Source organism: Sphingomonas sp. GW821-FHT09B04 (genome assembly GCF_059418285.1).
On sequence record NZ_JBWKPO010000001.1, the window covers coordinates 653,733 to 674,108 of the forward strand.

A 20,376-nucleotide genomic window follows, 5' to 3' on the forward strand; every position below is an offset into this window, starting at 1 on the left:
CTATCGTTATTCAGCGGCGAGCAGCGACTCGGCGCCGCCCAGATCGACCGACACCAGCCGGCTCACTCCGCGCTCGACCATCGTCACGCCGAACAACCGGTGCATGCGGCTCATCGTCGCCGCATTGTGCGTGACGATCAGGTAGCGGGTCGCGGTTTCGCGCGTCATCGCGTCGAGCAGGTCGCAGAAGCGCTCGATATTGGCATCGTCGAGCGGCGCGTCGACCTCGTCGAGCACGCAGATCGGTGCCGGGTTGGTCAGGAACAAGGCAAAGATCAGCGCCACTGCGGTCAGCGCCTGCTCGCCGCCCGACAACAGCGTCAGCGACTGCAATTTCTTGCCCGGCGGCTGCGCCATGATCTCGAGGCCGGCTTCGAGCGGATCGTCCGAATCGATCAGCTCGAGATGCGCCTGCCCGCCGTCGAACAATGTCGTGAACAACCGCCGGAAATGCTGGTCGACCGCCTCGAACGCCGCGAGCAGCCGCTGGCGGCCCTCGCGGTTGAGCGTGCCGATGCTCCCGCGCAGCCGGTGCACGGCCTGGATCAGTTCGTCGCGTTCCCTGGCGTTGGTCTCGGCCGAACTGGTCAGCTCGGCCAGTTCGCTTTCGGCGACAAGGTTCACCGGACCGATCCGCTCGCGTTCGGCGATCAGCCGGTCGTGCGCGGCGGATTCGTCCTGCGGCCCGCGCACCGTCTCTTCGGCAAAGCCCGCGCGTTCGGGCAGCAGAGGTGGCGGGCATTCGAAGCGCTCGCCCGACAGTCGCCCCATCTCGACGCGGCGCATTTCCTGATTCTCGTGCCGCGCCACCGCACCCGCGCGCGCTTCCCGCGCCTCGGCCATTGCCTCGCCAGCCGCGCGCACCGCGCCTTCGGTCTCGCGCAGCGCCGCCTCGGCCTCGCGTTCGGCCAGCTGTGCCGCAGCGCTCTCGATTCGTGCCTCCTCGTTCGCCTTCTCGGCGCGCAGGGTCGCATCGTCGAGCTCGGCGGGCTTGCCCTTGAGCGCCTCCGCTGCCTCGGCCAGTTCCACGGCGCGCTTGTCCATCTCCGCGATGCGTTTCGCCGCTTCCCCGGCGCGTGCGCGCCAGCTCTTGCTCTCCGCCTGCGAAGCCGCCGCCCGTTCGCGCGCCGCGGCCATCTCGCGCTCGAGGTTTCCGCGTTCGGCCCGCGCATTCGCTGCAGCATTGCGCCGCGCCTCCGCCCCGGCGGTCAGCGCCGCCACCTTTGCCCGCGTCGCGCTCCCGTCGGGCAGTGCCGCCCGCGCCGCTTCCGCACGCTTCAATTCGCCACCGGCCTCTTCCAGCTCCGCCGCCGTCCGCCCACGCCGCGCCTCCAGGTCCGCGCGCTGCCCGTCGAGCCGTTCGAGCGCCGCCGCCGCGCGATCCTCCGCCCGCGTAGCCTCGCGTGCCGCGGTCTCGCTATGGTCGAGCAGCCTTTTGCATTCCGCCGCCGCGCGTCGCGCCTCGGCGATGTCGCCCTCGATCCGCGCCAGCTCGGCATCGGCGGCATCGACCGCGCGCACTGCCGCGGGTCGTTCCTTCTCGATCGTGCGCAGCCGGTTGACGCGCTCCAGCCGCTCCGCCGCTGCCGCACCGCCGCTCCGCGCGACATAGCCGTCCCAGCGCCGCAGCACGCCGGCGAGCGTCACCAGCCTCTGCCCCACCGCGAGCGGCTGGCCGTCGTCGCTCTCCGCCACCAGGATCTGTGCCAGCCGCCGCGCGAGCGCCGCCGGGGCCTCGACATGCCGCGCCAGCGGCGTGCTGCCCGCCACCGCGCCGGGATCGCCCTTCAGCGCCTCCGCGCCCGCCCAATGCCGCTCATCCGCCGGGTCGAGCCCTGCCTCGAGATCGTCGCCCAGCGCCGCGGCAAGCGCGCGCTCATAGCCGGAATCGACCTTCAACTTGTCGAGCAGCCGGTCCTTGCCGCTCGGCCGCGTCGCTTTGGCCAGCGCCGCTGCCTCGCTGTCGAGCTGCGCCAGCTCGGCATGCGCGCCCGCGCGCACGGTCTGCGCGCGAGTCCGCGCATCGATCGCCCCGCGCTCGGTCGCGTCGGCGCGCGCAAGCCCGGTGCGCGCGGTCTCGGCCTGGCGTTCGGCTTTGGCCTTCTCATCCGCTGCCTTGGTCCGCGCTTCCCTGAGCGGCGCGGGGTCGCCCAGCGCGCTCAACTCGGCAGCCACGCGCGCGACCTCGCGCTCGGCGCGTTCCACGCGTCCGCGTGCAGCGGCGAACGCAGCGTCGGCGACGCGCGCTTCGGCGGTCTCGCTCGCCTGCGCGGAAAGCGACTGGGCCAGCGCCACTTCGGCGTCGCGCGATTCGCCTTCGGCCCGCGCCAGCGCGGACTCGAGCGACGGCATCCGCCCCTCCGCTTCCGCAATGCGACTCTGGAGCGTCTTTGCCTCGTCCTCCAGCCGCGCCAGCGCATCGGCGGCGTCATGCGCCAGCGCGCCCTCACGACCCTTGTCCGCCTCAAGCCGGGCGGCGCTGTCGGCCAGTTCGGCGATCCGCCGCTCGACGCTCGCGCGCTCGCTGCGAAGCCCGGCCAGCGCATGCATCGCCTCGCTCGCGCGGTCGCGTACCGCCAGCGCCGCGCCGCGCGCCGCGGCCAGCCGGTCCGCGACTTCGCGCTGCGCCGTCAGCGCATTCTCCTGCGCCTGTGTCCGTTCGGCGACCAGCGCCTCGGCGACGCCCGCCTCCTTCTTCGCCGCGTCCGCCGCGTTCGCCGCCTCGCGCCAGCGCGCAAAGATCATTCGCCCCTCGGCGGTACGGATCTTGTCGGAAAGCTCGCGATAGCGTTCGGCCTGCCGCGCCTGTCGCTTGAGCGCGGTGGCGCGCGCTTCCTGATCGCCGATCACCTCGTCGAGCCGCGTCAGATTGGTCTCGGTCGCGCGCAATTTCTGCTCGGCGTCCTTGCGCCGGACGTGCAGGCCCGAAATGCCTGCCGCCTCTTCCAGCATTTGCCGGCGCTCGCCCGGCTTGGCCATGATGATGGCACCGATCCGTCCCTGGCTCACCAGCGCGGGCGAATGCGCGCCGGTGGCCGAATCAGCGAAGATCAGCGCCACGTCCTTGGCGCGGACATCGCGCCCGTTGATGCGATAGGCCGATCCCGCACCGCGCTCGATCCGGCGGACGACCTCAAGTTCGCCATCGTCACCGACCTGCTCGGCAAGGATCGAGACTTCGGCGAAGTCGCGCTGCGGCCGCGTCGCGGTGCCCGCAAAGATCACGTCTTCCATGCCCGCGCCGCGCAGCGACTTTGCGCTGTTCTCGCCCATCGTCCAGCGCAGCGCTTCGAGCAGGTTGGATTTGCCGCAGCCGTTCGGGCCGACGATCCCCGTCAGCCCGGGTTCGATCCGCAAGTCGGCGGGATCGACAAAGCTTTTAAACCCCGTGAGGCGGAGCCGTTTGATTTGCATCGTCCGGCTCCGCCCCCGCGGCCCCGATCAGGCGCCGGCGGCCTTCAGCGCCGCTTCGACCTGCGGCCAGGTACCGGTATTCTCCAGCACCTTGCCGTTGAGGATGAAGGTCGGCGTGCCGGGGATGTTATACTCCTTGGCGGCGGTCTCGTTGCTCTTGACCAGCGCGTCGATCGCACCCTGATCGGCAAGGCACTGGCGCGCCTTCGCTTCGGGAACGCCGCGCTGCTGGACGAATGCGAGATAGCCGAACCGCTCCGCCGTCGCGCCGACCCGCTGTGCGGGCGCCATCGCCTCGACCTGCTTCAGGAAGGGGTCGCCCTCCTTCGGTGCGTTCTGCAGGATCGTGTGCTGCTGCTCGTACATCTGATCCATGATCGCGAAGAACGGGCCCGGCCCGCCGCACTGGCCCAGCAGCGCTGCGCCCAGATCGATCTGGTTGAGCAGGAAGTCGCGGAACTCGAAGCTCACCTTGCCCGCGCCGATATAGGCCTTGAGCGGCTCCATGGCGGTGGTGGCGAACGCGGCGCAATGGCCGCAGGTGCGCGATCCATATTCGATCAGCTTGATCGGCGCGTCGGGGTTGCCCATGCGGAACCCGCCCTCGGCGGTCTTCTCGACCTTGTCGACCCACTGGGTCCCTGCCGGTGCGCTCGCGCCCGCCACCGGAGCGGAAGGCGTGGTGGTGGTGTTGCCGGTTTCGCTGCCGCCGCAGCCTGCCAGAGTGATCGCGGCTGCCAGGCCAATCGCTATACGCATATGTGTCTCTCTCCGTTCGAAAATCAGCGCGCGCCCGCGGCGCGCAATTCGGGTTGAAGCGCGGCCCAGTCGCTGCCGTTGACGGCCTTGCCGTTGACCGTGAAGCTTGGGGTGCCCTGGATCGTTTCCCACGCGGTCTTCGCCATCGCGGTCAGCTTGTCCATGTCGCCCGGTGCCGCGAAACAGCGGTCGATCGTCGCAACGGTCATGCCGCGCTTCTGCATCAACGCCGACAATCCCGAACCATTCGCTGCGGCCTTGAGCTGTGCGAGCTGCGGCTGCGACTTGATCGTCTCGGCATTGGCCTGCCACCAGGTCCGGCCCTGCTCGAACCAGCTCTCCTGCGCGGCGAAGATCGCCTGGGTCGCACCGCTAAAGCCCTTGGGTCCGGTGCAGCGCGCCAGCAGCGCCGCGGCCATGTCGAGCGGGTCGCGCACGGCATGGCGGAACTCGACGCGAATTTGGCCGCGGCGGACCAGATCGTCGTGAAGCGGTGCCTTCGACTCCGCGATGAAATGTGCGCAATGGTTGCAGGTATAGCTCAGATACTCGACCAGCTTGATCTTCGCCGCGGGGTTGCCGGTCAGGGTCGCACCCGATGTCGTCTGTACGACATGGTTGCGCCAGTCGGCCTGCGCCTTTGGTGCTGCCTTTGGTGCTGCCTTCGGCGCCGGTTTGGCCTGTTGCGCGGACGCAGCCATGGTCAGCAGCGGTGCAGCGATTACGGCAAGGGACACATGGAACAGGCGCATCAATCGATCTTTCCAAGCTTGAGCACAGGCATTGCCACACCGGCGGCAAGGCCTTCGAGCACGGCACGCAATTCCGGATCGGCAATGCCGCGCAGGCTCTCGCCCATTTCGGCCGGAATCGGGGCGGGTTCGGGTATCGGCGCAGGGGCGGGCGGGCGCACGACCTCGCCCTGCCGGATCGCGACGCGCGCGACCGCGGGATAGCCGAAGAAGCGGTTGACTCGCTCCATGATCTCGGGCGCGATGTGCATCATCATCGGCGCATGCGCGCCCTGAACGAGCAGGTTGAGCACGCCGTTCGAGCGCTCGCCGCGCGGGAAGCGGATCGATTCGGGGGCAGAGACCCCGGCATAGCGCTCACCGACAATCTCGCTCCAGCGGCGCACCACCGCGCTCTGAACGAATCCGAACTTGCGGAACGCGACGCGGCCGACATCGGGCACCAGCTCCGCCACCGGGCGGATGCGGTTGCTGCGTTTCGGCTCCTCGGTCGTGGCGCGCGACTTACTCATCGCACCAGTCCATGCCATAGCCGGGGCGTGCCCGACAACGCTTCTCGCGACATCGCCAAACAGGTCCCCCGGCTGCTGCTCGACTGGTACGACGCCAATGCCCGCGTCCTGCCCTGGCGCGCGCCGCCGGGAAGCCCGGCTCCCGACCCCTATCGGGTGTGGCTGTCGGAGGTGATGTTGCAGCAAACTCAGGTTGCTTCGGTGATCCCCTATTTTCAGAAATTCACCGCGCGCTGGCCCGATTTCGCGAGCCTCGCGGCCGTCGATGACGCCGATCTGATGAGTGCCTGGGCGGGGCTTGGCTATTATGCCCGCGCCCGCAACCTGCTCGCCGCCGCGCGGGCCGTCGCGCGTGAGCATGGCGGGCAGCTTCCATGCGACGAGGCGGCACTGCGCAAGCTCCCCGGTTTCGGCGCCTATACTGCTGCGGCGGTCGCGGCGATCGCCTTTGGACAACGCGCGGTCGTGGTCGACGGCAATGTCGAGCGCGTCGTCGCGCGGCTGTTCGCGGTGTCCGATCCGTTGCCCGGCGCGAAACCCCGCATCCGCGACCTCACCGATTCGATCACCCCGGACGTGCGCGCCGGGGATTTCGCGCAGGCGATGATGGACCTCGGCGCCACGATCTGCACGCCGCGCTCGCCCAAATGCCTGCTCTGCCCGCTTACCAACGGGTGCGCCGCGCGCGCCGCGGGCACGCCCGACGCCTTTCCGGTCAAGACGCCGAAACAGGCGCGTCCGCTGCGCTACGGCACCTTCTTCTGGCTCGAACGGGACGGGCAGGTGCTTCTCGTCCGCCGCCCGGACAAGGGATTGCTCGGTGGGATGCGCGCCTTGCCGACCGGCCCGTGGAGCGATTCGCCCCGGGCGCTCGCTGATGCGCCGGTTGCGGCGGAATGGACGCTGCGCAACGCAACGATCCGGCACGTCTTCACTCATTTCGAGCTGGTTGCCGCGCTTGCGACTGCAACGTTCGGCGGCCACATAGACGTCGCTGACGGCGTGTGGTGGCCGATTGCCGACCTCGAATCGGCCGGACTGCCCACGCTGTTTGCAAAAGCGGTGAAGGCGATCGGGAGGACCGAATGAAGCGATTCTGGCTGGCTGGCGGCGCTGCGGCGCTTGCGATCACGGCGGTTACCGGAGCGTTCGCACAGGCTCTCACATCGGCGCAGGTACAGGATGCCGCCCGGTCGGAAGCGGTTCTCGCGCTGGCTCGCGCCTATGTCGCCGACAGGAAGGCGCCGGGCATCAGCATCGCCTATGCCAAAGGCGATCATCCGCCGTTCCTGGTTTCGTCCGGTGCGATTGCGGACGATGCCGGCGCGGCGAAGGCAAGTGCCGATTCGCTGTGGCGCGTCTATTCGATGACCAAGCCGATCACCGGCATCGCGGCGATGATGCTGGTCGAGGACGGCAAGTTGAAGCTCGATCAGCCGGTCAGCGACTTCATTCCCGGCTTCAAGTCGATGAAGGTGCTGACCGACCCGGCGAACAGCCTCGCGTCGCGCCCCGCGGCGCGGCCGGTGACGGTGCGCCATCTGCTCACCCACACCGCAGGCCTTGGCTATACGATCGTCACCAAAGGCCCGCTGCTCAAGGAATATGAACGGCTCGGGATCACCCCCGGCGCGATCAACGCTGCGGTCGAGGCCGAGGCGCGTAAGGCGCGGCCGACTTCGCTCAAGGCGTTCGCAGATCGCGTCGCGACGCTCCCGCTGATCGCCGACCCGGGGACCAAATGGAGCTATTCGATCGGCCTCGACGTGCTCGCGCGTGTCGTGGAAGTCGCAGGCGGGATGCCGTTCGAGCGATTCGTCCAGACGCGGATCTTCGATCCGCTTCAGATGCGGTCGAGCTATTGGACCGTGCCCGAATCGGAGATTGGCCGATTCGCGACCAACTATCTCTGGGCGGGCGACAATCGCCTCCCATTCGATCCGGCGAAGGGGTCGGCCTATGCCGTGCCGCCATCCTTTCCCTATGGCGGCGCCGGCCTCGTCATGTCGGCGCGCGACTATGATCGCTTCCTGCACATGCTGCTCAACGAAGGCATGCTCGACCGCGCGCGGGTGATGAAACCCGAAACGGTACGCCTCGCCATGTCGAACCTGCTGCCAACGGGTGTGGTGTTCGATCGCGCGCCGGGCGGCAGCGGTGGCGACACCGCCCCGAAGATGGGGTTCGGCGCGGGCGGTTCGGTCTATCTGGAGGGCATTCCGGGCGGGCCGGGCAAGGGCACCTATGGCTGGGGCGGCGCCGCGGGAACGGTGGCGTGGGTCGATCCGGCGAACAAGGTGCGTGCGACGGCGATGGTCAATTATTTCCCCAGCGACAAATGGCCGCTGCGCGCCGACACGGTCAAAGCCGTCTATGCGGATCTCGCCCGCTGATGCGCGCTGACGTGGGATTTACCGGTGCGCTACTCGATCGCGCCGACCGCGAACGCAATAATCCTGAGGCGCTGGCCGCGGCGCTCGGCGACTGGCGTGCGCGACTCCTTAAACTCAATGGGCTCGAGCCCGAGATTGACGGCGCGGGGCAGCTGATCTGGGTCAGCCTCGCCGACCTGCCTGAGGGCAGCGATCCGCTGTTCCTCGGTTATATCGGCGGCAAGCCGCATTTCGTGCCGCTGGCGATGGGCGAGCGGCACGGCGTCGCGCGTTCGCCCGCCCTGTTCCAGATGCTCGGGCTGATGCCCGCCGATCAGGCCGGCCTCTATGCCTGCGCGCGCAGCCTCGTCGACTGGCACCAGCGCCACGGCTATTGCTCGGCTTGTGGTAGCGCTACCGAAATCTTCCGCGGCGGCTGGGCGCGTCGCTGCGCGGCCTGCGCCGCCGAGCATTTCCCGCGCACCGATCCGGTGGTGATCATGCTCGCCGAATATGAAGGCCGCGCGCTGCTCGGCCGTCAGGCGGCCTGGCCCGCGGGCCGCTATTCGGCGCTCGCCGGATTCGTCGAGGTCGGCGAATCGATCGAGGAAGCGGTCGCGCGCGAGACGCTCGAGGAAGCCGGCGTCGCTGTGGGCGATGTTCGCTATGTTGCGAGCCAGCCCTGGCCGTTTCCTTCGTCGCTGATGATCGCCTGCATCGCCCGAGCCGAGGGCGATTCGCTCACCCTCGACACCGACGAGCTCGAGGACGCGATCTGGGTGACGCGCGACGAGGTGCGTGCGGCGCTCGACGGGCATCCCGACGCCCGATTCGGTGCCCCGCCGCCCTATGCGATCGCCCACACGCTGCTGCGCGCCTGGCTGGGCGACTAGCCTGCCTGAATGAGCTCGATCGTCTCGCTCTCGCCGACGCCGAAATAGGGGATGCTCGCGGCATAGAGCGCCAGTCCCGCAAGGATCAGGAAGGTGAGGGCGATGCCGATCACCCGCCCCGGCTTCCATCCGTCCATGCCGAAGGGATGGAGGATTCGCGCCACCACGAACAGCGCCGCGGCGCCCCACAGCCAGTCGACCGTGCCCACCGCCAGCTCGATCAGCGCGATCAGGATCAGCACGAGCGGCGCATATTCGGCGAAGTTGAGCTGCGCGCGCATCCGCGCGGTCAGCCGCTCATTGCCGCCATCGCCGATCGAGATCTTCTCCGACCGCCGCACCATCCCGACCCGCATGGCGAGCCACAGGTTGAGGATTGCACAGGCAGCGGTGGTGGCGAGCGCCACGGGCAGGATGATCGCGTCCATCGGTCTTGGTTTCCCCTTTTGAGCGTTCCCCGCTGCCACGCCGCGCGCTGCCTTGCAACTTGGACGGAAATCGGTATAGGCGCTCGCTCGCTTTGCGACAGGCCTGACCGGCGGTCCGGCGGGTGCCGGGACCACGGCGCTTGCCCGTTCGCCATGCCAGGCGTATCGCGATCAAGTTTCTGACGACACGAATCCAAGAAGGTTGCCGAAATGGCCGTCCCCAAGAGAAAAGTTTCGCCGAGCCGCCGCGGCATGCGCCGGTCGCACGACGCGCTGAAGGTCGAAGCATTCCAGGAATGCTCGAACTGCGGTGAACTCAAGCGTCCGCACGTCCTCTGCGGCGCCTGCGGCCACTATAATGGCCGCGAGATCGTCTCGGTCGAGGGCTGAACTCGAAGAACGGGGGCCGCCAGCCATGACCTCAAGCGCGCGGATCGCTGTCGATGCGATGGGCGGCGACGAGGGGTTGGCGGTTATGCTCGCCGGAGTCGCGCGTGCGCGGCACCGGTTCGAGGGCATGCGCTTCCTGCTGGTGGGCGACGAGGCCGCGATTCGCGAGGGCCTGAAGTCGCATCCCAATCTCACCGCTGCGTCGGAAATCGTCCACGCGCCGGAGATCGTCACTGCTGACGAGAAACCGAGCCAGGCGATTCGCCGTGCGAAGGTGACGTCGATGGGCGTCGCCATCGATCTCGTGAAAAAGGGCGAGGCCGCCGCCGCTGTGTCGTCGGGTAATACCGGCGCGCTGATGGCGATGTCGAAGCTCGCCTTGCGCACCATGCCCGGGATCGACCGGCCCGCACTCGCGGCGCGGATGCCGACATTGGGCGCTAATGACGTCGTGATGTTGGACCTGGGTGCCAATACCGAGGTCGATAGCCGCAACCTCGTCCAGTTCGCCGTGATGGGCGCCGCTTATGCGCGCACTGTGCTCGACCTTAAGGCGCCGCGCGTCGCGCTGCTCAACATCGGCACCGAGGAGCTTAAGGGCACGGACATCATCCGCGACGCCGCGCAGCAGCTGCGTGCCGCGACCCACCTGCCATTGAGCTTCACCGGCTTCATCGAGGGCAACGCCCTGTCGCGCGGCAATGTCGACGTCATTGTGTGCGACGGCTTTGCCGGGAATATCGCGCTCAAGACGGTCGAGGGCACGGCGCGCTTCGTCGCAGATCTGCTCCGCCGAGCCTTTTCGAGCTCGATCCGCTCCAAGATCGGCTTCCTGATCTCGCGCCCGGCGACCGAGCTGTTGCGGCACCATCTCGATCCCAACAACCATAATGGCGCGGTGTTCCTGGGCCTCAACGGCATCGTCGTGAAGAGCCATGGCAGTGCCAACGAGCTGGGCGTTGATACCGCGATCGGGGTTGCGGCGAAGATGGTGCGTGACGATCTCACACGACGGATCGCTGAGGATCTGGGTAATTTCGAGGCCCAAGCTGCATGAATGAGTTGGTGCGCCGCGCCGTGATTACCGGAACCGGATCGGCGCTGCCGCCGCACCGTGTGTCGAATGCTGAGCTCGCGGAACGGGTGGACACCAGCGACGAGTGGATCGTCGAGCGTACCGGGATCCGCTTCCGTCATATCGCAGCCGAAGGCGAGACGACCGCGACGCTCGCGACCGATGCGGCCAAGGCGGCACTTGCCGCGGCGGGTGTCGATGCGACGGCAATCGACCTGATTGTGCTTGCGACCGCGACGCCCGACCAGACTTTTCCCGCCAGCGCGACCAAGGTGCAGGCAGCGCTCGGCATTAACGATTGCGTCGCGTTCGATGTCGCCGCGGTGTGTTCGGGCTTCCTCTATGCGCTGCAAGTCGCGGAGAGCATGATCCGCGCCGGCAGCGCACATAAGGCGCTGGTGATTGGCGCGGAGACCTTTAGCCGTATCCTCGATTGGGAGGACAGGGCGACCTGCGTTTTGTTCGGCGATGGCGCGGGGGCGATTGTGCTTGAGGCGCAAGAGACCGACGCGGTGAGTGGCCGCGGCGTTCTCGCGACCAAATTGCACGCCGATGGCAGGCACAATCAGCTCCTCTATGTCGATGGCGGCCCGTCGACCACGGGCACCGTCGGCAAGCTGCGCATGAAGGGCAAGGAAGTGTTTCGTCATGCGGTGGTCAACCTTGCCAGTGTGATGGGCGAGAGCCTGGCCGTCGCAGGACTCGACGCGGCCGATGTCGACTGGGTGGTGCCACATCAGGCTAACGCCCGAATCCTCGATGCAACCGCGAAGAAGTTGGGGCTTGCGCCCGAGAAGGTGATCGTCACGGTCGACCAGCACGCCAATACTTCGGCGGCGTCGGTGCCGCTCGCGCTGGACACCGCGGTGCGCGACGGGCGCATTAAGCAAGGCGATCTGCTGGTGCTGGAGGCGATGGGCGGCGGTTTCACCTGGGGTGCGTCAGTCGTCCGGTTCTGACACAGCATCAGTCACGAGAGCGTAACGACGGTTGCGCCATGATATCCGTGTGTTAGAGTGACGTTGCCGGAGTTGGAGAGTTTTCGATGGCAACCGTTGCAACGCTGACGAGAGCCGATCTTGCGGATTCGCTGCATCGCGAAGTCGGGCTGTCGCGCGCTGACGCTTCGCGGCTGGTTGAGCAGATTCTGCGCCATATGTGCGAAGCGCTCGCCGAGGGCGAGAATGTGAAGATTTCCGGCTTTGGCAGCTTCATTCTTCGCGACAAGGGCGAACGGATCGGCCGTAATCCCAAGACTGGTGTGGAGGTGCCGATCGCCCCGCGCCGGGTATTGACGTTCCGCGCCAGCCAGATGCTGCGCGACCGGATCGTCAACGGGGGATGAAATGAGCACCGGTCCGGAGAAGGGGCCAAACGCCTTCCGGACGATCGGTGAGCTTGCACAGGAAATCGGGCGTCCTCAGCACATCCTGCGATACTGGGAGACGCGCTTCTCCCAGCTCCGTCCGCTCCAGCGCGCCGGCGGGCGTCGCTATTACCGTCCCGAAGACGTAGCGCTGGTCCGCCGGATTGATACGCTGCTGGGCAAGGAGGGATATACGATCCGTGGCGTCCAGCAGTTGCTCGCGGGCGAGCGGACCGCGGGCCACAAGCCATCGGCGGGGACGCTGAGCGACGTGCGCGACACGCTGGCACGTGCGCTCAAGGACGACGAATTCTAACGGTCAGTCGCGATCGGGGCCGAGCGCGGGATCGAGGTCGCGCGGGCGGGTGAAACGGACCAGCGTCCCACTGTCGGCACGGATTTCGGTCCAGGCAGCAATGTCGAAGGTTATCTGCGCGATCGCTGCTGTCGGAAATTTGGCCTCGACCGAATCGCGCAATGCATCCCCGGTTCGATCGGGGATCAGCATCAGGATCAGATCCTCCAGTCCTGGATTATGCCCGATAAGCATTGCGGTCTGCGCCTGTGCGGGCAACTCGTGCACGATATCGAGCAAGCTGCTTGCCGAGGCGAGATAGACACGCCGATCCCAGGATGGAGCAAGGTCACAACCATAGCCGTGCTCGACCTGCTCGACCGTCTCGACGATTCGCGCTGCGGGGGATGCGACGACATGGTCGAACGTCATCCCTTCGCTGCGCAGATAGCGGCCCATCGCGAGCGCCGCGCGCTGTCCCTTGCCGTTGAGTCGCCGGTCGAAATCGCGTGCGACGGGATCGTCCCAGCTCGATTTGGCGTGGCGCAGCAACGTCAACGTCTTCATCAGGCCTCCGGAGGGACGATCGCGGGCGTCTTCTGCCCCAGCGGCGCGACAGATGAAAGCCGTTCGACGCGCTCTACCGCCTCATCGAGCGTAATCCGCGATATCGGGGTCCCGGGCGGGAAGGCGCTGAGCAGGCGCGAGGGCATGGCAGCTGAGAGCAGCACAAAGGCGCCAGCATCATCGGCGCGCCGAATTAGCCGCCCGAATGCCTGCGCTAGCCGTGCGCGGACGATGCGGTCGTCATAGGCGCTCCCGCCCCCGGCCAATCGCCGGGCAGCGTGCAATACGCTCGGCTTGGGCCATGGCACGCCCTCCATCACCACCAGCCGCAGCGAATGCCCGGGCACATCGACGCCGTCGCGCAGCGCGTCGGTGCCAATCAGCGAAGCGCGGGGATCATCGCGGAAGATATCGACCAAAGTCCCGGTATCGATCGGATCGACATGCTGCGCGTAGAGCGGCAGCCCCTCGCGTGCGAGCCGGTCGCCGATCCGGGCATGGACCGCGCGCAGCCGCCGGATCGCGGTGAACAGCCCGAGCGTGCCGCCCTGCGCTGCGACGATCAGCCGTGCGTAAGCCCCCGCTAGCGCCGCGGTATCTCCGCGCTTGATGTCGGTGACAATCAGAACTTCGGAGCGATTCGCATAGTCGAAAGGTGAAGGCGCCTCGAACCGGGTTGCGGGATGAAGCAGATGCCGGGCGCCGCTTCGCGCTTCCGCCACATCCCAGTCGCCGCCCGCGCGCAGCGTCGCGGAGGTGACGAGCACGCCATGCGCAGGCTTGAGCACGGTCTCGGCAAAGGGCCTGGATGGGTCGAGCCAGCGGCGGTGGAGACCGATGTCGATCTCGCGTCCCTCGATCCGTTCGACTGCCAGCCAATCGACAAAGTCTTCGGTCTGCGGACCGCCGATCCGGGCGATCAACGCGAGCCAGGCTGCGACCGTCTCGGCGCGCCAGCCGAGCGATGCGATTGCCCCCTCTATCCGCGCACGCGCCTGCCCGTCCATCCAGTCAGGCGCCTCGTCGAGCACGGCTTCGAGGCGGCGACCGAGCGTCATCATCGGGCGCAGCAGCTGTTCGAGCGCGGCGGCGGCGGGGCTGGCCGCATCGATCAGTGTCGCATCGGGTTCGGCCAATTCGGTCTCGATGCCATATCCTGCGTCGCCCGAACCGTTGGTGTCGCGCGCATAGGTGAGACCACGCACCGCGGCGAGGAGCTGCTCGATGGCGCCGAAGGGCTGTCCCTCGGCAAGCCGCTGGAGCCAGCCGTCAGAGGGCAGTGCGCGCGCCGCGTCGACCGCCTCGGCGATCGCCTGCGCGCCGGCATCGTCATAGCTCGCCACGTCGGACAGGCGCGCGGCAAGCCCGCGGCGGCGTCCGCGCGAGCCCGATTCGGGGCCGGTGATCCAGCGGCGCAGTTCGATCGTCTCCTGTCCTGACAGCGTCACGCCGAACATAGCGTCGGCGGCATCGAACAAGTGATGTCCCTCGTCGAAGACATAGCGAGTCGGTCGGGTCGACGTTTCCCGCCCCCGCGCGGCGTTGACCATCACAAGCGCATGGTTGGCGATGACGATATCGGCGTCGGCGCTCGCCCGTGCCGCGCGCTCGATGAAGCACTTCCGATAGTGCGGGCAGCCGGCATAGACGCACTCGCCACGCCGGTCGGTCAGCGCGGTTGATCCGTTGCGACGGAACAAGGCGGGCAGCCAGCCGGGCAGGTCGCCGCCGATCATATCGCCATCGGCGGAATAGGCCGCCCAGCGCGCGACCAGCTGGGCGAGGATCGCCGCGCGACCCGCAAACCCGCCCTGCAGCGCATCCTCAAGATTGAGCAGGCAGAGATAATTCTCGCGCCCCTTGCGCGTGACGATGCGGTGCTTGCGCGCTTCGGGGTCGGCGAAGAGCCGCTCCCCCTCATGGCCGAGCTGGCGCTGCAATGCCTTGGTGAAGGTCGAGACCCATACCGGGCCCTCGGCCTTGGCTGCCCAGAGCGAGGCCGGCGCGAGATAGCCCAGGGTCTTGCCGATTCCGGTGCCCGCTTCGGCCAGCACGAGATTGGGCGAATCGCGCAGTGCGCGCGGGGCGAAGGCGCTCGCCGCCGCTTCGGCATAGAGGCGCTGACCTTCGCGCTCTTCGGCGCCGTTGCCGGTCAATTCGGCAAGCCGCGCGCGCACCTCATCGGCTTCGAGCGCGACGGTGCGTGGCGCGGGACGGGGCGGCTGCTCGGACCATTCGGGCAAGCGTGAGAACAGCCAGCGCTCGGGCTTTTCGGGGTGGTTCAGGTGTTTTGCCAGCGCTGGTGCCCAGGTCCAGCGTAGCCGCGCGAGCGACTGGGCGGCGTGCCAGGCGCCCTCGCGTTCGGGCCAGTCGGTTTCGGCGATGGCGAGCATCGCCTGTGCGGCGTCGCGCAGGAACGCCGCGATCTGCGCATCATCCCCGGGTTCGGGCAGCCCGAGCGTGCGCGCTACGCCGCGCGGGGTCGGCACCATGAAACGCGCGGGGCGGAGAAAGGCGAACAGCTCGAGCAGGTCGAGTCCCGACAGTTCGGCATAGCCAAGGCGCTGCGCGGCAAGTGGCGCGTTGAGCAGGATGACCGGCGTATCGGCGGCAATACGCACCGCTTCTCCCCGCCCGATGCTGCGTGTGCCTTCATCGGTTGCGACCCAGATGCCGCTATGGCTGGCGTGGAGGGCGGGGTAGGGAAGCGCGGTCACCGCGCGTGATAGCGCAGCCGGCCGATGAAGCGCGACATGCTGAAGCGATGGTCCTTGCGCCCGGCAAGCTTCGCCTTGGCCTTTTCGAACTGCATGATGTTCTCGATCCGGCGGGCGAGGAAGGCGCGGGTTTCGGCCTGGCCCTCGCTCTCGTCGTTCAGGAACACGGCGATCGTCGCGGCATAGATGCCGCCCAGCATCGCGCGCTTGGTGTAGTGGTTGTAATCGGTGGCGGTGTCGCCTGCGAGCCGCCACATCGTGTCGGCCGAACGCCAGCTGAGCCTGGCGGCGCGCGGCGCGTTCTGGGGCATCGCCAGGATCGCGACGGCGCGGCGCAGCGCTTCGCGATCGGGTGCGAGCGCATCGAGCCGCGCCTCGACCAGCGCGGTGATCTTCGCACGGATCTTCATCGCCCCGAGGGTCTCAGGCGGGAGCGCTTCCGCCATCCGCCGGTCGATTCCCGCAAACCACAGGTCGATCATCTCCACGGCATTGCCCGGTACCGCGAGTCGCGCAACGTCGTGATCCGCCCCGATCGCGTCAGCGGCGACACGCACGGCCTGTTCGTTCCAGCCGTCGAACGCGGCATTGGGGGCAAGATGCGGTGCGAGCGCGACGCGCAGCTCGTCCAGCGTCATGTCGGCGACATCGACCATGTTCATGGTTTAACCTCGTCGGCGGTGGTTGCAACCTGCCCTTGCGGCGCCGAGCCGCGGCGGACCAGCACCAGCGCGATCGCCACCAGGACCGCGCCGATGAAGTCGGGCACGCCGAGTCGCTCACCATAGACGACCCAGCCGATCGTTCCGGCGATGACCGGCTGCGAGAGCAGGGCGATGCCAACGACGAGCGGCGACAAATGGCCCAGCGCGTAGATCAGCAGGCCCTGCCCGAACACCTGGCTGGCGAGCGCGAGGCCGACCAGCACGCCCCAATTGTGCGGCCAGATCTGTTCGCCGAGCGCAACGGCGAACAGCAGCAGCGGAAGCGCGCCGACGGCACTCGACAGTGCGAGCGCCGACAGCGGCGTCATCGCTTCGCGGGCGCGGGTCATGAGGATGAAGTAGACCGTGTAGAGCGCACCCGCGAGCAGGCAGAGCAGATCGCCGACCATGTTTTGGGGCGAAAGGCTGTACGAACGGCCGAGCAGCAGGACGGCGCCGGCGGCGGCGAGCGCAAGGGCGATTCCCTGTTGCCGCGTCGGCCAGGCGCGCGCGATGAGGAAGCCCCAGATCGGGAACATCAGGGTCGCGGAATTGCCGAACAGCGTCGCATTGGCGAGCGTAGTGTGCAGGATGCCGATATGCCACGACGCGAGATCCGCGGCGAAGGCGATGCCCGCGAAGAACAGCGTGATGCCCAGCCCCTTGGCGTTGCGCAGCGGGTTCCCCTCGGTCGCCATGACGATGGCGAACAGGAAGGGGACGCCCAGCGCCAGCCGCCAGAAACCCGCGGCAACCGGGCCGACATCGGCCGCGCGCACGAACCACGGCCCGAAGGCCAGCGCCACATTGCCGAGCAGCAGCGCGGCGAAGGGCAGCGCAGCTTTTCCTGAGGAGCCGGAGTCGTGCATCGCGCCCTTAGCGCCCTAACTGTTGCATATTGCAACCCATTGCGCGGAAATTCCCCGGCTAGGGCTGTCCGTCCGTTCGAGGATCAGGAAGCGGCCTTACTCGCGTCGTCGAGCCGTGCGGTCACCCAGGTGCGGAACCCCGTGCGCGCCTTGGGCTGGAACAGCAACAGCGCCGGCAACAGCCAGAGCCAGGGCAGGAGCAGCGTCGCGACGACCGCGAAGACGATCAGCACGATCGCGAGGCCGCCAATTCCGCGGCTCAGACGTTGGGATGCTGCTTCGTTGATGACGATTCGGCGTGGCCCTTTGAGGTCGTAGAGCCGTGAGGTGGTGAGCACGGCGTGACCGCTGCGGTCGTCGATCGCCGGCGGGGCTTCCCGCTCGATCATGGATGGAAACGAATTCGGCGGCGAAGAAGGCGCGGGGTCGGTCCCGCGCGTCGCTGGCCTGCCCGTTCGCGTATCGATCACCACCAGCTGGCGCCCGCGCTCCACCACCTTGTAGCGGCCGGGCGGGGCGTCGGTCACTTGGCGGCGGCTCGCCGGGCCCGCCATTCGTCAGCGGTCTGGCCCCAGGCGTCGACGCGCTCGTCGAGATAGGGTGCGGGCAGCTGCGTCGGGCCCATATTGTACGAGCCGAGCCGCTGCGCGAGCTTGATCGAACCCAGATTGTCGGGGTTGATCGTGTGGATGATCGTGGTCCAGCCGAGCACGTCGACCGCATAGTCCATCGCCGCGACCGAGCCTTCATAGGCATAGCCTTTGCCCGCGAACTCAGGCGCAACGCCCCAGCCGACTTCTGTTCCCGGCCAGCCATCGGGCTGCCACGGACCCAGACGGCCGACCCATTTGCCGGTCGCGCGCTCGATCACCGAGAACATCGCGAAGCCGGCAATGTCCCACGCGCCCGACATCGCACACAGCTGGCGCCACGCCATGCTGCGCGCGATCGGGCCGCCGAGGAAGCGCATCGTCTCTGCATCGGCGTTGAAGGCCGCCCAGGCATCAAGGTCCGACGCCTGGGGGCGACGCAGGATCAGGCGTTCGGTGAAAAGGATCGGCCCGTTCACGACCAACTTCTCAACCGAGCTTTTCGCGCAATGCGAGCATCGCCAAGGCCGCTTCGGCCGCGCCGCCGCCCTTGTTCAGATGCTTCGGATCGGCGCGCGCGATTGCCTGCGCTTCGTTCTCGGTGGTGAGGATGCCGTTGCCGATCGGGATACCGTCCATGGTCAGCGCCATCACGCCGCGTGCACTTTCGTTCGAGACGATCTCGAAATGATAGGTCTCACCGCGGATGACGACGCCGAGCGCGACATAGGCGTCGTAGCGGCCGGTCTCCGCCGCCATCGCGATCGCGCCGGGCACTTCGAGCGCGCCGGGGACGGTGATCGTCTCATGGTTGTGCCCCGCCGCCTCGACCGCGGCGCGGGCGCCGGCGAGCAGCATGTCGTTGAGATGGTCGTAGAAACGCGCTTCGACGAGCAGAACCTTGGCCATCAGGCGTTTCCTTCCAGATCGATCGGGCGTTCACCGACGATCGACAGGCCGTAGCCGTCGAGGCCGACCAGCGTGTGGTGGGTGTTGGTGAGGAGGATCATTTCCTCGACCCCGAGTTCGGTGAGGATCATCGCGCCGACGCCATAGTCGCGCAGCTCCTCCATATCGGCTTCGGTGCGGATCCCGGCCTTGCGCTCGACCGCCATGGTGAAGGCATCGGCGCGCGGCCGGTTGATGACGACGATGACGCCCGCGCCTTCTTCGCCGATGATCTCCATCGAGCGCTCGAGCAGTTTGCCGCGCGCGCCTTCCTCGCCGAACAGGTCGCCGAAGGGCGAAAGGACATGCATGCGGACGAGCGTGGGCTTGTCGGCGTTCACGCGGCCCTTGAGCAGAGCGATCTGCTCAGTGCCTGCGGCATTGTTCCAGAAGGTGATGACGCGCCAGTCGCCGCCCCAACGGCTGGTGAAGCTGGTCTCGGCGCGGCGCTCGACCAGATGGTCGTAGCGGTGGCGATAGGCGATCAGGTCGCGGATCGTGCCGATCTTGAGATTGTGGAGCTGCGCGAAGGAGACGAGGTCGTCGAGCCGGGCCATCGTCCCGTCGTCCTTCATCACCTCGCAGATCACGCCCGACGGGTTGAGACCGGCGAGACGCGCGACGTCGACCGCGGCCTCGGTATGGCCAGCGCGGACGAGCACGCCGCCCTCACGCGCGACCAGCGGAAAGACATGGCCGGGCGAGACGAGGTCTGCAGCGCCGTTGCCCGAGTCGATCGCGACCGCGACGGTGCGCGCGCGATCGGCGGCGGAGATACCGGTGGTGACGCCCTCCTTCGCCTCGATCGAGACGGTGAAGGCGGTGCCCATGCGCGTGCCGTTGCGCCGTGCCATCGGCTCAAGGCCGAGCTGATCGGTCCGTTCCTTGGTCATGGCAAGGCAGATCAGGCCGCGGCCATGCTTGGCCATGAAATTGATCGCGTCGGGGGTCGCCATCTGTGCCGGGATGACGAGATCGCCCTCATTCTCGCGGTCCTCGTCGTCGACGAGGATGAACATGCGGCCGTTGCGTGCCTCGTCGATAATCTCTTCCGGCGTGGACAGGAAGGCGTGGCGCAGGCGCGCGATTTCGGGGTTCTTACCGGGCTGGGCCACGATGAGCCTCCATGCGTTGGAGATAGCGTGCGAGCACATCGATCTCGAGGTTGACGGCCTGACCCTGCGCGAGCGCGCCGAGGGTAGTGACGGCCTGGGTATGCGGAATGAGGTTGACGGTGAACTGCGCGCTGCGGTCGCTCTGGTCCGTCACGGTGTTCACGGTGAGCGAGACGCCGTCGATCGTGATCGATCCCTTGGCGGCGATGAACGGCGCGAGTGCGGCCGGGACCGAGAAGGTGATTCGCTGCGAGTCGCCATCGGGGGTGATGTCGAGCACGGCGCCGGTGCCATCGACATGGCCGGTGACGATATGGCCGCCCAGTTCCTCGCCAAGCTTCAGCGCGCGCTCGAGGTTGAGGCGGTGGCCCTGCGCCCATTGGTCGGCTGTGCGCGAGACGGTCTCGTGCGAGACGTCGACCGCGAACCAGCCGGGCGCCCCGCCAGCAGACTTGTCCACGACGGTGAGGCACACGCCCGAACAGGCGATCGATGCGCCGAGATCGACGGTCGCGGTGTCGTAGCTGGTGGTGATGCGCACGCGAAGATCGCCGCGGTCTTCCACTGTTTCGATAGTACCGATATCGGTGACGATGCCCGTGAACATACC

The 20,376-nt window shown here is 67.8% G+C and carries 22 protein-coding genes; 8 read left to right on the forward strand and 14 right to left on the reverse strand.

All coding sequences use genetic code 11. The annotated features are described in order from the left end of the window. Positions 1-6: 6 nt before the first annotated feature. The 4 genes from smc to AC07NK_RS03225 are packed head-to-tail and all read right to left on the reverse strand — an operon-like array spanning position 7 to position 5,437. Positions 7-3,414, reverse strand: a complete 3,408-nt coding sequence (smc, locus tag AC07NK_RS03210; protein WP_495169117.1) for a chromosome segregation protein SMC — start codon at positions 3,412-3,414, stop codon at positions 7-9. Between the two features lie 27 nt (positions 3,415-3,441). Beyond that, positions 3,442-4,173, reverse strand: a complete 732-nt coding sequence (locus AC07NK_RS03215; RefSeq protein ID WP_495169118.1) for a thioredoxin domain-containing protein — start codon at positions 4,171-4,173, stop codon at positions 3,442-3,444. A 23-nt stretch (positions 4,174-4,196) separates the two neighbouring features. Then, positions 4,197-4,925 (reverse strand): DsbA family protein, encoded by a 729-nt coding sequence (locus AC07NK_RS03220; protein ID WP_495169119.1) that lies wholly within the window; start codon positions 4,923-4,925, stop codon positions 4,197-4,199. Further along, positions 4,925-5,437 (reverse strand): DUF721 domain-containing protein, encoded by a 513-nt coding sequence (locus AC07NK_RS03225; protein WP_495169120.1) that lies wholly within the window; start codon positions 5,435-5,437, stop codon positions 4,925-4,927. Before AC07NK_RS03225 ends, AC07NK_RS03220 begins: the two co-directional genes overlap by 1 nt. A gap of 27 nt (positions 5,438-5,464) precedes the next feature. Here AC07NK_RS03225 and mutY point away from each other — a divergent pair, with 27 nt between their 5' ends. From mutY to nudC, 3 genes are read left to right on the forward strand one after another with little or no spacing between them, the layout of a single operon-like run. Further along, a complete protein-coding gene (gene mutY / locus AC07NK_RS03230) occupies positions 5,465-6,526 on the forward strand; it encodes an A/G-specific adenine glycosylase (protein ID WP_495169121.1) in 1,062 nt (353 codons plus the stop codon). After that, positions 6,523-7,830: a serine hydrolase domain-containing protein gene (locus tag AC07NK_RS03235; protein ID WP_495169122.1), complete on the forward strand. Its 1,308-nt coding sequence runs from the start codon at positions 6,523-6,525 to the stop codon at positions 7,828-7,830. The genes mutY and AC07NK_RS03235 overlap by 4 nt, the downstream gene beginning before the upstream one ends. Beyond that, positions 7,830-8,702, forward strand: coding sequence for an NAD(+) diphosphatase (gene nudC / locus AC07NK_RS03240; RefSeq protein WP_495169123.1), 873 nt, complete (start codon positions 7,830-7,832; stop codon positions 8,700-8,702). The genes AC07NK_RS03235 and nudC overlap by 1 nt, the downstream gene beginning before the upstream one ends. Here the strand turns inward: nudC and AC07NK_RS03245 are convergent. Continuing rightward, positions 8,699-9,130, reverse strand: a complete 432-nt coding sequence (locus AC07NK_RS03245) for an MAPEG family protein (protein ID WP_495169124.1) — start codon at positions 9,128-9,130, stop codon at positions 8,699-8,701. The two genes, nudC and AC07NK_RS03245, sit on opposite strands and share 4 nt — an antisense overlap. Before the next feature lie 210 nt (positions 9,131-9,340). Between AC07NK_RS03245 and rpmF the strand changes: the two genes are divergently transcribed. The 5 genes from rpmF to AC07NK_RS03270 all read left to right on the forward strand — a co-directional run bounded on the left by rpmF (position 9,341) and on the right by AC07NK_RS03270 (position 12,277). After that, entirely contained in the window at positions 9,341-9,520 is a 180-nt protein-coding gene (rpmF, locus tag AC07NK_RS03250; RefSeq protein ID WP_447727913.1) for a 50S ribosomal protein L32, read from the forward strand. A 25-nt stretch (positions 9,521-9,545) separates the two neighbouring features. Next, a complete protein-coding gene (plsX, locus tag AC07NK_RS03255) occupies positions 9,546-10,577 on the forward strand; it encodes a phosphate acyltransferase PlsX (protein WP_495169125.1) in 1,032 nt (343 codons plus the stop codon). Further along, a complete protein-coding gene (locus tag AC07NK_RS03260) occupies positions 10,574-11,554 on the forward strand; it encodes a beta-ketoacyl-ACP synthase III (RefSeq protein ID WP_495169126.1) in 981 nt (326 codons plus the stop codon). The genes plsX and AC07NK_RS03260 overlap by 4 nt, the downstream gene beginning before the upstream one ends. An 86-nt stretch (positions 11,555-11,640) precedes the next feature. Then, complete coding sequence (locus tag AC07NK_RS03265) at positions 11,641-11,940, forward strand: integration host factor subunit alpha (RefSeq protein ID WP_495169127.1); 300 nt, start codon at positions 11,641-11,643, stop codon at positions 11,938-11,940. 1 nt (position 11,941) lies between these two features. Then, on the forward strand, positions 11,942-12,277 hold the full coding sequence (locus tag AC07NK_RS03270) for a MerR family transcriptional regulator (protein ID WP_495169128.1): 336 nt from the start codon (positions 11,942-11,944) through the stop codon (positions 12,275-12,277). A 3-nt stretch (positions 12,278-12,280) separates the two neighbouring features. Here AC07NK_RS03270 and AC07NK_RS03275 read toward each other — a convergent pair whose 3' ends face one another. From AC07NK_RS03275 to AC07NK_RS03315, 9 genes are all read right to left on the reverse strand, one after another. Then, positions 12,281-12,823: a SixA phosphatase family protein gene (locus AC07NK_RS03275; RefSeq protein WP_495169129.1), complete on the reverse strand. Its 543-nt coding sequence runs from the start codon at positions 12,821-12,823 to the stop codon at positions 12,281-12,283. Further along, positions 12,823-15,540 (reverse strand): ATP-dependent DNA helicase, encoded by a 2,718-nt coding sequence (locus AC07NK_RS03280; RefSeq protein WP_495169130.1) that lies wholly within the window; start codon positions 15,538-15,540, stop codon positions 12,823-12,825. Before AC07NK_RS03280 ends, AC07NK_RS03275 begins: the two co-directional genes overlap by 1 nt. Next, positions 15,537-16,196 (reverse strand): COQ9 family protein, encoded by a 660-nt coding sequence (locus tag AC07NK_RS03285; protein ID WP_495169623.1) that lies wholly within the window; start codon positions 16,194-16,196, stop codon positions 15,537-15,539. Before AC07NK_RS03285 ends, AC07NK_RS03280 begins: the two co-directional genes overlap by 4 nt. Positions 16,197-16,198: 2 nt before the next feature. Further along, the gene (locus AC07NK_RS03290) at positions 16,199-17,113 is read right to left on the reverse strand and encodes a DMT family transporter (RefSeq protein WP_495169131.1); all 915 of its coding nucleotides are present in this window, start codon (positions 17,111-17,113) and stop codon (positions 16,199-16,201) included. An 83-nt stretch (positions 17,114-17,196) separates the two neighbouring features. Continuing rightward, positions 17,197-17,640, reverse strand: a complete 444-nt coding sequence (locus tag AC07NK_RS03295; protein ID WP_495169132.1) for a hypothetical protein — start codon at positions 17,638-17,640, stop codon at positions 17,197-17,199. Next, positions 17,637-18,182, reverse strand: coding sequence for a GNAT family N-acetyltransferase (locus AC07NK_RS03300; protein WP_495169133.1), 546 nt, complete (start codon positions 18,180-18,182; stop codon positions 17,637-17,639). Before AC07NK_RS03300 ends, AC07NK_RS03295 begins: the two co-directional genes overlap by 4 nt. A 10-nt stretch (positions 18,183-18,192) precedes the next feature. Continuing rightward, positions 18,193-18,612: a 6,7-dimethyl-8-ribityllumazine synthase gene (ribH, locus tag AC07NK_RS03305; RefSeq protein WP_495169134.1), complete on the reverse strand. Its 420-nt coding sequence runs from the start codon at positions 18,610-18,612 to the stop codon at positions 18,193-18,195. Further along, positions 18,612-19,766: a 3,4-dihydroxy-2-butanone-4-phosphate synthase gene (gene ribB, locus AC07NK_RS03310; protein ID WP_495169135.1), complete on the reverse strand. Its 1,155-nt coding sequence runs from the start codon at positions 19,764-19,766 to the stop codon at positions 18,612-18,614. The genes ribH and ribB overlap by 1 nt, the downstream gene beginning before the upstream one ends. After that, positions 19,750-20,373: a riboflavin synthase gene (locus AC07NK_RS03315; RefSeq protein WP_495169136.1), complete on the reverse strand. Its 624-nt coding sequence runs from the start codon at positions 20,371-20,373 to the stop codon at positions 19,750-19,752. The genes ribB and AC07NK_RS03315 overlap by 17 nt, the downstream gene beginning before the upstream one ends. Between the last annotated feature and the right edge of the window lie 3 nt (positions 20,374-20,376).

Coding starts and splice junctions, on each gene's coding strand:
- AC07NK_RS03285 (WP_495169623.1), bottom strand. CDS start 16,196: ATGGTCGATGTCGCCGACATGACGCTGGACGAGCTGCGCGTCGCGCTC.
- smc (WP_495169117.1), bottom strand. CDS start 3,414: ATGCAAATCAAACGGCTCCGCCTCACGGGGTTTAAAAGCTTTGTCGAT.
- AC07NK_RS03220 (WP_495169119.1), bottom strand. CDS start 4,925: ATGCGCCTGTTCCATGTGTCCCTTGCCGTAATCGCTGCACCGCTGCTG.
- AC07NK_RS03225 (WP_495169120.1), bottom strand. CDS start 5,437: ATGAGTAAGTCGCGCGCCACGACCGAGGAGCCGAAACGCAGCAACCGC.
- AC07NK_RS03315 (WP_495169136.1), bottom strand. CDS start 20,373: ATGTTCACGGGCATCGTCACCGATATCGGTACTATCGAAACAGTGGAA.
- AC07NK_RS03275 (WP_495169129.1), bottom strand. CDS start 12,823: ATGAAGACGTTGACGTTGCTGCGCCACGCCAAATCGAGCTGGGACGAT.
- ribH (WP_495169134.1), bottom strand. CDS start 18,612: ATGGCCAAGGTTCTGCTCGTCGAAGCGCGTTTCTACGACCATCTCAAC.
- AC07NK_RS03270 (WP_495169128.1), top strand. CDS start 11,942: ATGAGCACCGGTCCGGAGAAGGGGCCAAACGCCTTCCGGACGATCGGT.
- AC07NK_RS03245 (WP_495169124.1), bottom strand. CDS start 9,130: ATGGACGCGATCATCCTGCCCGTGGCGCTCGCCACCACCGCTGCCTGT.
- rpmF (WP_447727913.1), top strand. CDS start 9,341: ATGGCCGTCCCCAAGAGAAAAGTTTCGCCGAGCCGCCGCGGCATGCGC.
- AC07NK_RS03265 (WP_495169127.1), top strand. CDS start 11,641: ATGGCAACCGTTGCAACGCTGACGAGAGCCGATCTTGCGGATTCGCTG.
- AC07NK_RS03215 (WP_495169118.1), bottom strand. CDS start 4,173: ATGCGTATAGCGATTGGCCTGGCAGCCGCGATCACTCTGGCAGGCTGC.
- plsX (WP_495169125.1), top strand. CDS start 9,546: ATGACCTCAAGCGCGCGGATCGCTGTCGATGCGATGGGCGGCGACGAG.
- AC07NK_RS03235 (WP_495169122.1), top strand. CDS start 6,523: ATGAAGCGATTCTGGCTGGCTGGCGGCGCTGCGGCGCTTGCGATCACG.
- AC07NK_RS03260 (WP_495169126.1), top strand. CDS start 10,574: ATGAATGAGTTGGTGCGCCGCGCCGTGATTACCGGAACCGGATCGGCG.
- nudC (WP_495169123.1), top strand. CDS start 7,830: ATGCGCGCTGACGTGGGATTTACCGGTGCGCTACTCGATCGCGCCGAC.
- AC07NK_RS03290 (WP_495169131.1), bottom strand. CDS start 17,113: ATGCACGACTCCGGCTCCTCAGGAAAAGCTGCGCTGCCCTTCGCCGCG.